Annotated in this window: 14 protein-coding genes; all 14 read left to right on the top strand. The window is 60.3% G+C overall.

What is annotated here, in order from left to right; translation table 11 throughout:
* Window positions 1-127: 127 nt before the first annotated feature.
* The 14 genes from ruvC to ftsH all read left to right on the top strand — a co-directional run bounded on the left by ruvC (window position 128) and on the right by ftsH (window position 14,361).
* Window positions 128-643 (top strand): crossover junction endodeoxyribonuclease RuvC, encoded by a 516-nt coding sequence (ruvC, locus tag ACVDG9_RS21830; protein WP_062487062.1) that lies wholly within the window; start codon window positions 128-130, stop codon window positions 641-643.
* A complete protein-coding gene (ruvA, locus tag ACVDG9_RS21825; protein WP_023003447.1) occupies window positions 640-1,257 on the top strand; it encodes a Holliday junction branch migration protein RuvA in 618 nt (205 codons plus the stop codon). The genes ruvC and ruvA overlap by 4 nt, the downstream gene beginning before the upstream one ends.
* The gene (locus ACVDG9_RS21820) at window positions 1,254-1,499 is read left to right on the top strand and encodes a hypothetical protein (protein WP_023003446.1); all 246 of its coding nucleotides are present in this window, start codon (window positions 1,254-1,256) and stop codon (window positions 1,497-1,499) included. Before ruvA ends, ACVDG9_RS21820 begins: the two co-directional genes overlap by 4 nt.
* Window positions 1,489-2,529, top strand: a complete 1,041-nt coding sequence (gene ruvB / locus ACVDG9_RS21815; protein ID WP_447238958.1) for a Holliday junction branch migration DNA helicase RuvB — start codon at window positions 1,489-1,491, stop codon at window positions 2,527-2,529. Before ACVDG9_RS21820 ends, ruvB begins: the two co-directional genes overlap by 11 nt.
* A 171-nt stretch (window positions 2,530-2,700) precedes the next feature.
* Window positions 2,701-4,755, top strand: coding sequence for a methyl-accepting chemotaxis protein (locus ACVDG9_RS21810; RefSeq protein ID WP_447238957.1), 2,055 nt, complete (start codon window positions 2,701-2,703; stop codon window positions 4,753-4,755).
* Between the two features lie 84 nt (window positions 4,756-4,839).
* Window positions 4,840-5,307, top strand: coding sequence for a tol-pal system-associated acyl-CoA thioesterase (gene ybgC, locus ACVDG9_RS21805; protein ID WP_023003443.1), 468 nt, complete (start codon window positions 4,840-4,842; stop codon window positions 5,305-5,307).
* Window positions 5,308-5,572: 265 nt separating this feature from the next.
* On the top strand, window positions 5,573-6,277 hold the full coding sequence (gene tolQ / locus ACVDG9_RS21800; RefSeq protein WP_023003442.1) for a protein TolQ: 705 nt from the start codon (window positions 5,573-5,575) through the stop codon (window positions 6,275-6,277).
* A 3-nt stretch (window positions 6,278-6,280) separates the two neighbouring features.
* The gene (tolR, locus tag ACVDG9_RS21795; protein WP_023003441.1) at window positions 6,281-6,733 is read left to right on the top strand and encodes a protein TolR; all 453 of its coding nucleotides are present in this window, start codon (window positions 6,281-6,283) and stop codon (window positions 6,731-6,733) included.
* 6 nt (window positions 6,734-6,739) lie between these two features.
* Entirely contained in the window at window positions 6,740-7,690 is a 951-nt protein-coding gene (gene tolA, locus ACVDG9_RS21790; RefSeq protein ID WP_447238956.1) for a cell envelope integrity protein TolA, read from the top strand.
* Window positions 7,691-7,735: 45 nt separating this feature from the next.
* Window positions 7,736-9,085 (top strand): Tol-Pal system beta propeller repeat protein TolB, encoded by a 1,350-nt coding sequence (tolB, locus tag ACVDG9_RS21785; RefSeq protein WP_023003439.1) that lies wholly within the window; start codon window positions 7,736-7,738, stop codon window positions 9,083-9,085.
* 151 nt (window positions 9,086-9,236) lie between these two features.
* Window positions 9,237-9,722: a peptidoglycan-associated lipoprotein Pal gene (gene pal / locus ACVDG9_RS21780; protein ID WP_023003438.1), complete on the top strand. Its 486-nt coding sequence runs from the start codon at window positions 9,237-9,239 to the stop codon at window positions 9,720-9,722.
* Between the two features lie 245 nt (window positions 9,723-9,967).
* A complete protein-coding gene (gene ybgF, locus ACVDG9_RS21775; RefSeq protein WP_031270520.1) occupies window positions 9,968-10,915 on the top strand; it encodes a tol-pal system protein YbgF in 948 nt (315 codons plus the stop codon).
* Window positions 10,854-12,272, top strand: coding sequence for a tRNA lysidine(34) synthetase TilS (tilS, locus tag ACVDG9_RS21770; protein WP_522731719.1), 1,419 nt, complete (start codon window positions 10,854-10,856; stop codon window positions 12,270-12,272). Before ybgF ends, tilS begins: the two co-directional genes overlap by 62 nt.
* 169 nt (window positions 12,273-12,441) lie before the next feature.
* Window positions 12,442-14,361, top strand: coding sequence for an ATP-dependent zinc metalloprotease FtsH (ftsH, locus tag ACVDG9_RS21765; RefSeq protein ID WP_023003435.1), 1,920 nt, complete (start codon window positions 12,442-12,444; stop codon window positions 14,359-14,361).
* Window positions 14,362-14,483 lie beyond the last annotated feature (122 nt).

Genomic DNA, 14,483 nt, shown 5'->3' with positions numbered 1-14,483 from the left:
GGAGGTGGCCTGCCGGTAGAGGCAAGGCCGGATTAAACACGTTGTGAGGTGTTTTTTGACAGGCTTTCCGGTGGTAAGCCGCGCTTTGGCTGGCGTCAACGGGGAAGTTTTGTTACCGATTTGTTCCATGATACACGCGATTCGTTTGCTGGGCATCGACCCGGGGCTGCGGCGTACCGGCTGGGGCATGATCGAGGCGACGGGAAATCGCCTGTCCTTCATCGCTTCCGGAACGGTAACCTCCGACAACAAGAAGAGCCTGGCTGAGCGCCTGGTGCAGCTGCATGACGGCCTCAGCGAAGTCGTGCGCCAGCACGAACCATCCGAAGCCGCGGTAGAACATACGTTCGTCAACAAGGATGCGGGAGCAACTCTGAAGCTCGGGCAGGCACGCGGGATCGCTCTGCTGGTGCCATCGCTCGCCGGACTTCCGGTTGCCGAATATGCGCCGAACCTCGTCAAAAAGACGGTGGTTGGGACCGGTCATGCGGAAAAGGAACAGATCCGGGCCATGGTCAAGGTTCTGATGCCGCGGGCCACTTTCAATTCGGACGATGCCGCCGATGCACTGGCAATTGCCATTTGCCATGCGCAGCACCGGTCCAACAGTACAGCGCGGCTTGCCGCCATGGGGGCAATATGATCGGCAAGCTGAAAGGCACCATCGACAGCTATGGCGAGGATCACGTGATCCTGGATGTGCACGGGGTGGGATACCAGGTCCATTGTCCCTCGCGCATTCTGCAGGGTCTGCCGCGCGCAGGTGAAGCGGCTGTCCTTTTCATCGAGACAATCGTTCGTGAGGACATGATCCGGCTCTATGGCTTCGGGGTAGAGGCGGAGCGCGAATGGTTCCGTATCCTGATGACCGTTCAGGGTGTCGGCGCCAAGGTTGCGCTGGGCATTCTGGGGATCTTGAAGGCAAGCGAAGTCGCCAACGCTATTGCGCTTGGCGACAAGGCAACGATTTCGCGGGCGCCTGGCGTCGGCAAGCGCGTTGCCGAACGCATCATTGCCGAACTCAAGGACAAGGCACCGGGACTCGCCACAGTGGACCAGGGCACGATTGCGGTTTCCCAGAACGTTGCCGACAACGTGGCTGCAAGGCCGGTGGCCGAGGCTGTTTCGGCGCTCACCAATCTGGGGTATGCACAGGCGCAGGCGAGCGGCGCCGTCGCAAAGGCCTTGCAGTCAGCCGGTGAGGACGCGACCACGGAAACGCTGATCCGCCTTGGCTTGAAGGAATTGGCCGGATGATCGCCGTTACCTATGGCATCATTGCCGTCGTGTTCGTGGTTCTGGGGATCGGCGGTATCATGTACCTCGATCACCGCTTCAGTGCCTCGGTGGGGGATCGTCCGTTTACCGTCAACGGACGCCGTGTGGAGTCGGACGACCCGTTTGTCCTGCGCCAGTTCAAGAAATTCTATGCACTCCGGGTAGCCTATTCCCTGGCTCTTCTGGTGTTGCTGTTTGTGGTCGTAAGCCATGTCGGATGACACTCGCATCGTGACGCCGGAAATCCGGGGGGACGAGATCGATTCAACCATGCGCCCCCAGGTGCTGGATGATTTTGTCGGTCAGGCCCAGGCGCGCGCCAATCTGAAGGTCTTTATCGGTGCGGCAAAGGCACGGGGTGAGGCGCTGGACCATGTGTTGTTTGTCGGGCCTCCCGGTCTCGGCAAGACGACGCTGGCGCAGATCATGGCACGCGAACTGGGGGTCAATTTCCGGGCGACCTCTGGTCCTGTCATTGCCAAGGCCGGAGACCTTGCGGCCCTTCTGACCAACCTGGAAGAGCGCGACGTCCTCTTCATCGACGAGATCCATCGGCTCAATCCGGCAGTCGAGGAAGTGCTTTATCCGGCGATGGAAGATTTCCAGCTCGACCTGATCATCGGTGAAGGACCGGCTGCGCGATCAGTCAAGATCGACCTGGCGAAGTTCACGCTCGTTGCCGCAACGACGCGGCTGGGCCTCTTGACCACTCCGCTGCGCGATCGCTTCGGCATTCCGGTCAGGCTGCAGTTCTATACGGTTCCGGAGCTGGAGCACATCGTCAAGCGCGGCGCCGCCATTCTCGGCATCGGCATGGTTGAAGACGGTGCCCGCGAGATTGCCAAACGCTCCCGCGGGACACCGCGTATCGCTGGGCGACTGCTGCGGCGGGTAAGGGACTTTGCCATTGTCGCCGGCGTCGAGCGGGTCGACAGGGAACTCGCCGACAGGGCGCTTCTGCAGCTGGAAGTCGATGGTGCCGGGCTCGACAGTCTAGACCGTCGCTACCTGAGCCAGATCGCGGTGAATTTCGGTGGTGGGCCGGTCGGGATCGAGACAATTGCGGCGGCGCTTTCCGAGCCTCGTGACGCCATCGAGGAGATCGTCGAACCGTACCTGATCCAGAACGGGTTTCTGCAGCGGACGCCAAGGGGACGTATCCTGACGCCGATGGCGTTCGAACACCTGGGTCTTGCGGCCCCATCCAGACCGGATGCTCCGCAAATGGGACTGTTCATCGATCCCGAATAGTTTACGTAGTATTTATAAGACAAGGTCTTGTCAGTTACATCTAGCTCTGCGTAGCGATTAAGCATTTATTCGCGAATCCTGCCGTATCGTCGCGTTAACTATGCGGGGGAAACCATGCGGAAGCGCCTTTCATCTAAACTGGCTCTAATGTTTTTAGCCGGCGCACTCACTATGTGCGTGGCAATTGTCACGGTCACGTCGACCATTTCGCGGGATGTTGCAAACGGTCAGGCTGATGCCGGCCTGCAAAGTGCTACCAAGGCGAAACAGAAGGTTATTGAACTCTCCCTTGGGCAGGTGAAGGACAGCGCTGCGTTCTTCTCCACGCTGGAAGGCGCCAAGGACAGTTTGATGAAGACCATGGTCGGGTGGAAGAACCTGAAAGAAGGGCAGAACGAACTGCTCCGGAAGATCTTCGTGACCGACAATCCGCATCCCGAAGGTGAGCGTCACCTTCTGGTGGAGCCGGAAGAGTCCAACTACTACGTGAACAACCACAAGGTCGTTCATCCGATCTACCAGGAACTGGTCGAGCAGGGCCTGTTTTCCGATGCGGCGCTGGCCAATCCGGACGGGTTCATCACCTATACTTTCCGCAAGGGTCCGGAATTCGCCTTCCACGTGGAAGACGCGCAGATCCAGGGCCATCCGGTGCAGATCGCTATGGGCAAGCTGTTCGAGGCCTCGAAAAACGAGACGCTGGCTGCCGGGCAGATCTATTCCTCAGGTTTTGTGACCACCGAAGACGGCACCGTCTCGGAAGTTCTTGCGGTGCCTGTGTTCTATCTGGACCGGTTCTTCGGCGCGATTGCGTTCACGACCAACATGGAGCATCTGGCCGGATTGCTGAACGAGAAGACCGGCCTCGGCGACAGCGAGCGCATCTTCCTTGCCGATTCCGATGGCAAGCTGGTTCAGCTCGACGATATGGGCCGCGCCAGCGCCGTCCACATGATCTCGGATATCAAGGTCAATGACCGGCTGATCCGCCTGGAAGACGGTGACTATCGCTTCGCGGAAGCAAACAACACGTTTGTCGGTTCGCCCTTCGGTGTTGTCGATGCCGTCAAGCAGACGGAACTGTCAGCTGCCGCCGATCGCATCACCTATGGCGCGATCATTTCCGGTTTCCTCTGTCTGGTTCCGATCGTCGGCCTGATCTGGTGGGTAACCCGGCGCATGTTCGCTCCCATGGAACGCCTTGCCGTCGCGGCTCGCAAGATCGCCGACGGCGAGCTGGAAGTGGGTGTCGAAGCGACCGAACGCCAGGACGAGATCGGCCGCATGGCGCGCTGTATCGAAGTGTTCAAGGACAGTTCGATCGAACGCGAGCGTCTGGCATCCGAGCGCAAGGTTGGCCACATCGCCCGCGAACAGCGTGAAAAGACCATTGATGCGCTGATCGCCGCATTCCGGGCCGAGTCGCAGGCGGTTCTGGAGCTGGTGGAAACCAATATTGCCCGTGTGGAAGAAGTCTCTTCCGCCCTCAGTCACCGGTCCACTGCCGCGTCAGACCAGGGGCAGACCGCCGTGTCGACTTCGGAAAACGCTTCCTCCAACGTTCAGGCGGTTGCCTCCGCCACCGAGGAACTCAACGCGTCGATTTCGGAGATCTCCCGTCAGGTCGAAACCACGGCAAGCATCGTGGCCCAGACCACGACCGCCGCGCAGAGCTCCAATTCCAAGATCTCCGGCCTTGCGGAAGCGGCCAACAAGATCGGCGACGTCGTGTCGCTGATTTCAGAGATCGCCGAACAGACCAACCTGCTGGCGCTGAACGCGACGATCGAAGCTGCACGTGCGGGCGATGCCGGCAAGGGCTTTGCGGTCGTTGCCTCCGAGGTCAAGTCGCTCGCCGGCCAGACTGCCAAGGCAACGGAAGAAATTTCCGCGCAGATCGCGGCAATCCAGGCCTCTACCACCGAAGCGGTGGAAGAGATTGCCCGGGTGTCGGAATCGGTCGAGGAGGTCAACTCCTACACCACCACGATTTCGGACGCCGTGCAGCAGCAGGGCGCTGCCACCGGAGAGATTTCCAGAAACGTTGCAGAAGCCGCGGAAGGTACCCGCAGCGTTGCGGAGACTGTGGCGTCGCTGAACGAAGGCGTTGCCGAAAACTCGGAAGCGGTTGGCGACATGCTGAACGCGACCATCGAGATGAAGCAGCAGGCGGAACAGCTTCGTGCGTCCGTCGAGAAATTCCTCTCCGAGGTTGCCGCTGCATAAGATACGGCCTACGTAAGGGCCAGGTACGAGCCTCCCGGTCGGTCGACCGGGAGGCTTTTTCATTCAGCTTTCGAGGGACAAAGCGTGTCGGACTGGCCGGATCTCGCCGGCCGCCTGGAAGATGGCGGTCATGTGCTTCCTGTTCGCGTCTACTACGAGGACACGGATTTCACGGGCATCGTCTACCACGGTGCCTATGTGCGCTTCTTCGAGCGCGCCAGGTCGGATTTCCTTCGTCTTATCGGCATTCACCATCGTGAGATGGCCGAAGGTACCCATGGTGCTTCGCTGGCCTTCGCAGTCAAGACAATGACGCTGGACTTCCAGAAACCGGCCAGGATTGACGATGTGCTGGAAGTTCATACCAGCCTTGCGGAGTACAAAGGCGCCCGAATCCGGCTCGATCAGCTGATTTACCGCGGCGAAGAGCTGCTGATTTCGGCTGCCGTCACCGTTGCGATCATCACCTCGCAGGGACGTCCGACCCGACTGCCGCAGGTCCTTTCGGAAAAACTCGTGCAGCATGCACCTGGAGAAAACACCGACGGTTGAAGGGCTTGGCTCTGAAAGAGCAGGCAAGCTGCTTGGCGGCGGTAAAATACTTTCAAAACCCATTACTGCGTTAATCTTGCAGTAACCTTAATTGATTCCTTTAGAGAGGGACTTTCTTTGATTGGAAAAGTCCCAGTTTTGACAAAATCAAACGTCAGAGAGGCGGCAGGTTACAAGAGCCGGCCGGCTGATTCCGGTTCCTCGCTGTCGTTTTCGAAACCTTGAATGCAAAACAGCGTCAGACGGCCAAGGGGTCATTGAATTTATGGAAACACTTGTCCAATCGACATTGGCGCCAGAGAGCGGCATTTCGTTTTTTGCGCTGTTCTGGCAGGCGCATATCGTCGTCAAGGTCGTAATGCTCGGCCTTTTGGGCGCTTCGGTGTGGTGCTGGGCGATCATCGTCGACAAGATCATGCTGGTCGGCCGGACACGGCGCCAGATGAGCCGGTTCGAAACGGTGTTCTGGTCCGGTCAGTCTCTCGAAGAACTCTATAATACGCTTCACAATCGTGTGAACCATTCCATGGCGGCACTGTTCGTCGCGGCCATGCGTGAATGGAAGCGCAGCCACGAGGGCGCGCGGCCTGCCATCGGCAGCCTGCAGCAGCGTATCGACAGGGTGATGGATGTCACCATCCAGCGCGAAGCCGAGCGGCTTGAAAGCCGGTTGCTGATCCTGGCAACCGTTGGCTCCGCGGCACCGTTCATCGGTCTGTTCGGAACGGTCTGGGGCATCATGACAGCGTTCCAGGCGATCGCGGCATCGGAAAGCACCAACCTTGCCGTCGTGGCGCCCGGTATTGCCGAAGCGCTGTTTGCGACCGCGCTTGGTCTACTGGCCGCGATTCCGGCTGTTATCGCCTACAACAAGTTTTCGGCCGACGTCGGCAAGGCGGTTTCGCGCATGGAAGGCTTTGCGGACGAGTTCTCCGCCATCCTGTCCCGTCAGATCGACGAGAGGGGCTGATCCATGGCCATGCAGGTCGGTTCAGGTCAGGCAGGAAGCGGACGGCGCGGGCGGCGCAGGCGTCGCCACGCACCCATGAGCGAAATCAACGTCACGCCCATGGTCGACGTGATGCTGGTGCTCCTGATCATCTTCATGGTGGCTGCTCCGCTCTTGACGGTCGGTGTGCCGATCGATCTGCCGGAGACCAGCGCCAAGGCCCTGGAAGGCGATACCGAGCCGATAACCATCTCGGTGAACGCGGCTGGTGAAATCTTCATCCAGGATACCCCGATCACGATCGAGGAGATCGTGCCAAAGCTCGAAGCCATTGCCGCCAATGGTTACGAGGAACGTATCTACGTGCGCGGCGATCAGGATGCCGACTACGGCACCATGATGAAGCTGATGGGCCGCATCAGCGCGGCCGGGTTTAAACGCCTCGGTCTTGTCACTCTGGAAGAACGGGACTCGTAACGCGTCATGCGCGCAGGTCTCATCGCGTCTCTGGCCGGTCACTCGGCTTTCCTGCTCTGGGGCTTGATCGCCTTTCCGGACGCCGAGAGCTTTGCGGTTCCGCAGGTGGATTCTCTGCCTGTCGAACTGGTGCCCATCGAGAAAATCACCAGGCTTCGGGTCGGCGAAAAGACCGCCGAAGTCCGGGATGTCGCGGCGGTGAACCCAAGCGATACCCCGGCCGAGGAACCTCCGAAACCGGCCGATAAACCGGGCGAAAGCAAGGTTGAGCAGCCGACGCAGCCGACACCTTCGCCGTCTCCGACGCCTCCTCCGGCACCGGAACCAACGCCCGTTGCGGATCCCGAGCCGGCTCCGGCGCCTGCGCCCGAACCAGCGCCGGTGGCCGAACCTGCGCCTGCACCGGATCCTGCCCCGGCGCCAGAGCCTGTGCCGCAGCAGGAGGCCGCGCCTGCGCCCCAGCCGATCGTGACCAAGGTTTCGCCGCGCTCCAAGCCGACGCCGCCGAGGAATGCGCCCGAGCCGCCGAAGGATAATTTCGACAGCACCGACATCGCTGCGCTTCTGAACAAGGTCGAACCGGCCAAACAGACCGGCGAAACCAGCCAGAACCCGGCCTCTCTCGGTTCCCGGCGCGGGGAGCAGAACGTGCGTATGAGCCAGTCCGAGCTGGATGCGCTGCGCGGAATGGTGGCGCAATGCTGGAACCCGCCGGTGGGTGCCGTCGGTGCGGAAGACCTGAAGGTTCGTGTCCGTTTCAACCTGTCCCAGGACGGTCAGGTTTCTGGCCAGCCGGAAGTCATGAATTCCAGTGGCAACCCGGCGTTCGGAGCAGCCTCGAGCAGTGCCGTGCGCGCGATCATGCGCTGCCAGCCATACAATCTGCCAATTTCCAAGTATGAAGCTTGGCAGGAAGTCATCATCAATTTCGACCCCAGAGAGATGCTCGGGGGATAGACTGGCCCGGCCAGTTCAAACGTCCATAAGGGAGCTGTTGTGCTCATGCGCGGAATACTGAAAAAACTTTCTGTTTTCACAAGCCGGAAAGCCAGAGGGCTCGCATTTGTTCTCGCTTCTTTTGTGGTGATTGCTCCGCTGCCGGCGGCAGCGCTGGTTGAAATCGATATTACCCAGGGCAACATCGAGCCCTTGCCGATCGCACTGCCGTCGTTTTCCGCCGAAGGCGGAGACGGCAAGCTGGCCGCGGACATGACCAACGTCATTGCCGCCGACCTGAAACGATCCGGCCTGTTCCGGCCGCTTGACCCGGCCAGCTTCATTCAGAAGAACATGAGCGTGAATTCCACGCCGCGTTTCGGCGACTGGCGCCAGATCAGTGCCCAGGCGCTTGTCACCGGTACGGTGATCAAGCAGCCGGACGGGCGTCTGCGGGCGGAGTTTCGTCTGTGGGACGTTTTCGCGTCAGAGCAGATGCTGGGCCAGCAGTTCTACACGACACCTGAAAACTGGCGGCGTCTGGCGCATATCATCGCTGACGCGATCTATGAGCGGCTGACCGGTGAAAAGGGCTACTTCGACACCCGGATCGTCTATGTCGATGAAACCGGCCCGAAGGACAAGCGCGTCAAGCGCCTGGCGATCATGGACCAGGACGGCGCAAACGTGCGTTACCTGACGCGCGGCGACGATCTGGTGCTGACACCGCGGTTCTCGCCGACGAGCCAGGAAGTCACCTACATGTCCTATGGCGGTGCCGATCCGAGTGTCTATCTGCTGAATATTGAAACGGGTCAGCGCGAAATCGTCGGCAACTTCCCGGGCATGACCTTTGCCCCGCGGTTCTCGCCCGATGGCCAGAGCGTGGTGATGAGCCTGCAGCAGGGTGGCAATGCCAACATCTTCAAGATGGACCTGCGCTCTCGCCAGACGACGCGTCTGACGAACGACGCAGCCATCGACACGAGCCCGTCGTTCTCACCGGACGGACGCCAGATCGTGTTCGAATCCGACCGCGGCGGCACACAACAACTTTATGTGATGAGCGCAGGCGGCGGTGGTGCGCAGCGTATTTCCTTCGGGCCTGGCCGGTATTCCACGCCGGTATGGTCGCCGCGTGGAGACCTGATCGCCTTTACCAAGCAGCACCAGGGCCGATTCATGATCGGCGTCATGCGGCCTGACGGAAAGGGTGAGCGTATCCTGACCGAGGGCTATCACAACGAAGGTCCGGCCTGGTCGCCGAATGGCCGTGTGCTGGTGTTTTTCCGGGATACGCCGGGCGCCAATGGCGGGCCGCAGGTCTGGACCGTGGACCTGACAGGATACAACGAACAGCGGGTGGAGACCCCGGCCTTCGCGTCGGATCCCTCCTGGTCGCCGCTGATCGACTGATGGATACATACGGCCTGTGAAGGCAAGCCGTGTTAAGCTTTCGCTAACCATGTTTGAAAAGGCGTTTTTTACCGGTTTTGGCTAGAAAGCGTTTACCAAGAACCGGACGGATGAAATGTCAGGTTGGCGGGCTGGGGTGTAGGAGACAGGAATGTTCAAGAGTTTAAACGCCGGACGGGGCGCGCGCTGGATTGCAGTCTGCTTCGTGGTTCTGTTCGCAGCAGCATGTGCCCAGAACAAACCGGACGGGCTGTCGAGCAATGTGAAGCCCGGCACGGGGCAGGACTTCGTCGTGAACGTGGGTGACCGCGTGTTCTTCGAAGAAGACCAGTCAGTGGTGACATCGCAGGGTCAGGCAACCCTTGCCAATCAGGCCAAGTGGCTGAACCGCTATCCCCAGTACACGATCACGATCGAGGGGCATGCGGATGAACGCGGCACGCGTCAGTACAACATCGCGCTGGGAGCACGCCGTGCCCAGTCCGCACGTGACTATCTGGTGGCGCAGGGCGTGAACGCCTCGCGTGTCCGGACGATTTCCTACGGCAAGGAACGGCCTGTTGCTGTCTGTAACGACAACAGCTGCTGGTCACAGAACCGCCGTGCGGTGACGGTCCTGAACAACGCGACCAACTGATCCGGCAAATGCCGAACAAAAAGGCCGGGCAGCTTGCCCGGCCTTTTTTGTTGGGCCGGCCGGAAATGGCGAAATCACTTCAATGTCAGCCGGTAACGTCAAAATTTGGCCGAAGTCGAAGCGCTCTGTGCACTTGAGTAAGAAGCCGGGCATGGTAAGACATCATGCGCGTGGATCTGCTTGAGTATTGGCGTTTGTCGGACCACGGCCAGACACTGGTACAGCAAATCCAACCGGAGGAGCGAATGCTGAAACTAAAGGGACTGGCAGGTCTCATCATGGCGTTGGTCATCACCTTCGCCACTGCCACACCGTCGCAAGCCCAGCTGTTCGGACGCAAGAATGACGATTCCAGCGTGAGGATCGGTCAGCTTGAGGAACGGATCCGGGTTTTGACCGGTCAGATCGAACAGTTGTCCTATCAGATGCGGGAATTGCAGGATCAGATGCGCCGCATGCAGGAAGACAATGAATACCGCTTCCAGCAGCTGGAAGGCGGCACCCCGGGCAAGCGCTCGGATGTCGCTCCAGGATCGACCGCTCCGGGCCTAGGCCCGGACGGTACTCCGCAGTCGGGCAACCTTATCGCGCCGGGTGGAGGTTTTGCGACCCTCCCTACGGACGGATCTGGAGACGGCAACTGGGATCAGTCCGGCGGCTATGAAAGCGGTTTGCCGAGCGACGGTCCGATCGACCTTTCGCGGCTGGCCAACGGGCTTGAAAACCTGCCTGGCACCGGTCAGGAAATCGCTCCTGATCCCGGTCTTGCCACCGACGATGACCAGATTGCCAGCGTCATCGGCAGCGGCGACCCGAGCTCTGACTACAATCAGGCTTATTCCCTGGCGGTGAATGGCGATTACGCGGGGGCCGAGCGCGGATTCCGGAATTTTCTGGAAACCTATCCCGACGATGCACAGGCAGCGAACGCTCAATACTGGCTGGGCGAAAGCCTGCTGGCGCAGCAGAACTACCGCGAGGCAGCCGATGCTTTCCTGAAGACCTACACGGACCATCCCGGCAACGCCAAGAGCCCCGACAGCCTGCTCAAGCTGGGTGTCTCGCTGCGTGGTCTCGGCGAAGCGGATGCGGCCTGCGCAACGTTTTCCGAACTGCTGAACAAATATCCGAATGCCGCTCCAGCCGTTTTGTCCCAGGCGCGGGATGAACGCCGTCGTGCCCAGTGCTCCTGACGGGCCGGTTGAGCCCGAGAGGCTCCCGGCCGATCGCGTCGATGCTCTTTTTTCAAAGCTAAGCTCTTTTTCCAATCTGGCGCTGGCAGTGTCCGGCGGCTCGGATTCCCTTTGTCTTCTTGTCCTTTTCGATGAATGGCGCAAACGCACCGGCTGGCAGGGTGCTGCCGAAGTGCTGTGTGTGGATCATCAACTCCGGCCCGAAAGTGGTCAGGAGGCGGAATTCGTTGCGGCGAATGCGCGCGCGTGCGGCCTTGCCTGCACGGTGTTGCGCTGGACCGGCACCAAACCGGCTGCAAACCTCCAGGAAGCGGCACGCATTGCCCGTTACCGGTTGATGGCAGCGCGTATGAGGGACATCGGCGCGGAGGCGCTTGTTCTTGGTCATCACCTTGACGATCAGGCGGAAACTTTTCTGGACCGTCTGACCCGGGGGAGCGGCGTTACCGGCCTCAGCGGGATGGCGGCTGACGAAGACTGCGGTCCGGAAGGTCTGCGCCTGCTGCGTCCGCTCCTGAGTGTTTCGAAATCCGACCTCGAGGCAACGCTTGAAGAGCGCGGCCGTTCCTGGTGCACGGATCCTTCGAACCGGAACCCGAAATACAAGCGCAGCCGGCTCCGCGCCATCTTGTCGCTGTTGACCGAGGAGGGATTGAGCGCAGAGCGTCTTGCGCAGACCGCTGCCAATATCCGCCGGGCGCGGGAAGCCCTGGAGCGGACCGCCGATGACCTGGTCGCTCGGCTGATCACCGAACACCCGGCAGGACCCGCGCGCCTGGAGCGTGAAGCCTACCGCGAGCAGCCGGAAGAACTCCGTCTCCGGCTGCTCGTCTATCTGATGGCGCGTGTCTCGGGCAAGAATTCCCGACCAAGACTTGCCAGGCTTCAGGCTCTGGATGGGGTTCTGATGTCCGGTGAGGCGAACCGTCAGACCTTTCAAGGATCGGTTTTCGACGCAGACGCAAGCGTCATCAGAGTGTGGAAAGAGCCGGGGCGTGAGCCGCCGGGCATTCTCACGGGTCTTGCTGGAACCGGCAGATGGGATGGCCGCTTCCTTTACCGGGTCCCCACTTGTCCTGTTGGCGAAAGTGATGCCCCCTTGTGTCTGGGGCCGCTGATGAACGCGCCTGTAGCGTCCCGGGAAATCGACTGGCCGGCGGGCTGGCCCAAGGCCGCCTTCGACTGCGCGCCGGTCCTGTGGCGGGCAGGGGAGATCCTGACCCCGGCTTCCGCAACGGCTGTTTTGACCATTGGCAATTCCCGCAGCAGCGCAGATTTGAATTTGGAGCGAATGCCAATCCAAGGTAAATTGCCGGATAACTTTATGGACAATGAGGACACAGACGAGGAAATCTGAGGTTTTCCCCATCTGGAACATCTGTTAGAGGTCCGTGCTTAAGAAAATAGTCAGCGCATCTGCGCAACTATGGCGCACCGCCTTGGCAGCGGGCTTTGGGCGACCTATCTTCGCTCTAAAGAAACGTAACCGCGTGCAGTTAGTCGCGTTGGGCGGTTAAGGAAACGAAATGAACGCACATTTTCGCAACTTCGCTCTCTGGGTGATCATCGCCCTGCTATTGATCGCATTGTTCCAGCTTTTTCAAAGTCCCGCGCAGCATGGCGCAACGAATGACATTGCTTATTCGGACTTCATGAAGCAGGTCGACAACGGCGAGATCCGATCGGTCATCATTCAGGAACAGAAGATCACCGGTACCTACAGCAGCGGCAGTGCCTTCCAGACCTATGCTCCTGACGGCGCGCAATATGTCGATGAGCTGCGCAGCAAGGGCGTCTTGATCAATGCCCGCCCGCCGGCGGAAAGCTCTCCGTTGCTTGGTGCGCTGTTCTCCTGGCTGCCGATGCTGATCATCCTGGGTATCTGGATTTTCGTCATGCGCCAGATGCAGGGTTCCGGCGGCAAGGCCATGGGCTTCGGCAAGTCCAAGGCCAAGCTGCTGACCGAAGCACACGGCCGGGTAACCTTCGAGGACGTGGCCGGTATCGACGAAGCCAAGGAAGACCTTCAGGAAATCGTCGAGTTTCTGCGCGACCCGCAGAAGTTCCAGCGTCTTGGTGGCCGAATCCCGCGCGGTGTTCTGCTGGTTGGTCCTCCGGGTACCGGTAAGACGCTGACCGCGCGTGCGGTTGCCGGTGAAGCCAACGTTCCGTTCTTCACCATTTCCGGTTCCGACTTCGTGGAAATGTTCGTCGGTGTGGGTGCGTCCCGCGTCCGCGACATGTTCGAACAGGCCAAGAAGAATGCTCCGTGCATCATCTTCATCGACGAAATCGACGCGGTCGGCCGTCATCGTGGCGCCGGTCTCGGCGGCGGTAACGACGAGCGCGAACAGACGCTCAACCAGCTGCTGGTCGAGATGGACGGTTTCGAGCCGAACGAAGGCATCATCATCATCGCCGCGACCAACCGGCCGGACGTTCTGGACCCGGCGCTGCTGCGCCCGGGCCGTTTCGACCGCCAGATTGTTGTGCCGAACCCGGATATCACCGGCCGCGAAAAGATCCTGAAAGTGCACATGCGGAAAGTTCCGCTGGCACCGGATGTCGACGTCAAGACGCTGGCACGCGGTACACCGGGCTTCTCCGGTGCGGACCTGATGAACCTTGTCAACGAAGCCGCGCTTCTGGCTGCCCGCCGCTCCAAGCGCCTGGTGACCATGGCAGAGTTCGAAGACGCCAAGGACAAGGTCATGATGGGTGCGGAACGCCGTACGCTGGTGATGACCGAGGAAGAAAAGAAGCTGACCGCCTATCACGAAGCCGGTCACGCGCTGGTGGCTCTGCACCAGGAAGCTTCCGATCCGATCCACAAGGCGACCATCATTCCGCGCGGACGTGCGCTTGGCATGGTCATGCGCCTGCCGGAGAAGGACCAGGTGTCGCTTACCCGCGCCAAGTGCAAGGCCGACCTTGCCGTTGCCATGGGTGGCCGCGTCGCCGAAGAAATGATCTTCGGCTACGAGAAAGTGACTTCGGGCGCGTCCGGCGACATCCAGATGGCCACCAAGCTGGCCCGCGCGATGGCGACCCAGTTCGGCATGTCCGACAAGCTCGGTCCGCTGCTTTACGGTGAAAACCAGGAAGAAGTGTTCCTGGGGCATTCCGTGGCAAAGAACCAGCACGTTTCCGACGAAACCCAGAAGATCGTCGATGCGGAAATCAAGTCCTTCGTCAACCAGGGCTATGAAACCGCCAAGAAGATCCTGGGCGACCACGAAGACCAGTTGCATACGATCGCCAAGGGTCTCCTGGAATACGAAACCCTGTCGGGTGACGAGATCAAGGGTCTGCTCGATGGCAAGCCGCCGGTGCGCGACACGGACGACGACCAGCCGGTGGGCCGGTCGTCCGCGGTACCGACCGCCGGTGCCAAGCGTGGCGGCGACGAGGCCAGCGGTGGTATGGAGCCGCAGCCGCAGTCCTGATCGGTTCCGATATTCTGAACAACCCAGATGCCCGGCCTGCGCCGGGCATCTTCGTTTGCGGTGAAAGAACAGGGTTGCCAGCCATCAGGGAATGGTAACAATTGCTCACATATTTTGAATCG

The organism is Roseibium sp. RP-7 (assembly GCF_053005225.1).
This window is presented reverse-complemented; position numbering and strand designations above follow the sequence as displayed.

Bases quoted from the DNA above. Each gene is read 5' to 3' on its own strand.
- ruvC (WP_062487062.1), top strand. From the start codon at position 128: ATGATACACGCGATTCGTTTGCTGGGCATCGACCCGGGGCTGCGGCGT.
- ruvA (WP_023003447.1), top strand. From the start codon at position 640: ATGATCGGCAAGCTGAAAGGCACCATCGACAGCTATGGCGAGGATCAC.
- ACVDG9_RS21820 (WP_023003446.1), top strand. From the start codon at position 1,254: ATGATCGCCGTTACCTATGGCATCATTGCCGTCGTGTTCGTGGTTCTG.
- ruvB (WP_447238958.1), top strand. From the start codon at position 1,489: ATGTCGGATGACACTCGCATCGTGACGCCGGAAATCCGGGGGGACGAG.
- ACVDG9_RS21810 (WP_447238957.1), top strand. From the start codon at position 2,701: ATGTGCGTGGCAATTGTCACGGTCACGTCGACCATTTCGCGGGATGTT.
- tolQ (WP_023003442.1), top strand. From the start codon at position 5,573: ATGGAAACACTTGTCCAATCGACATTGGCGCCAGAGAGCGGCATTTCG.
- tolR (WP_023003441.1), top strand. From the start codon at position 6,281: ATGGCCATGCAGGTCGGTTCAGGTCAGGCAGGAAGCGGACGGCGCGGG.
- tolA (WP_447238956.1), top strand. From the start codon at position 6,740: ATGCGCGCAGGTCTCATCGCGTCTCTGGCCGGTCACTCGGCTTTCCTG.
- tolB (WP_023003439.1), top strand. From the start codon at position 7,736: ATGCGCGGAATACTGAAAAAACTTTCTGTTTTCACAAGCCGGAAAGCC.
- pal (WP_023003438.1), top strand. From the start codon at position 9,237: ATGTTCAAGAGTTTAAACGCCGGACGGGGCGCGCGCTGGATTGCAGTC.
- ybgF (WP_031270520.1), top strand. From the start codon at position 9,968: ATGCTGAAACTAAAGGGACTGGCAGGTCTCATCATGGCGTTGGTCATC.
- tilS (WP_522731719.1), top strand. From the start codon at position 10,854: ATGCCGCTCCAGCCGTTTTGTCCCAGGCGCGGGATGAACGCCGTCGTG.
- ftsH (WP_023003435.1), top strand. From the start codon at position 12,442: ATGAACGCACATTTTCGCAACTTCGCTCTCTGGGTGATCATCGCCCTG.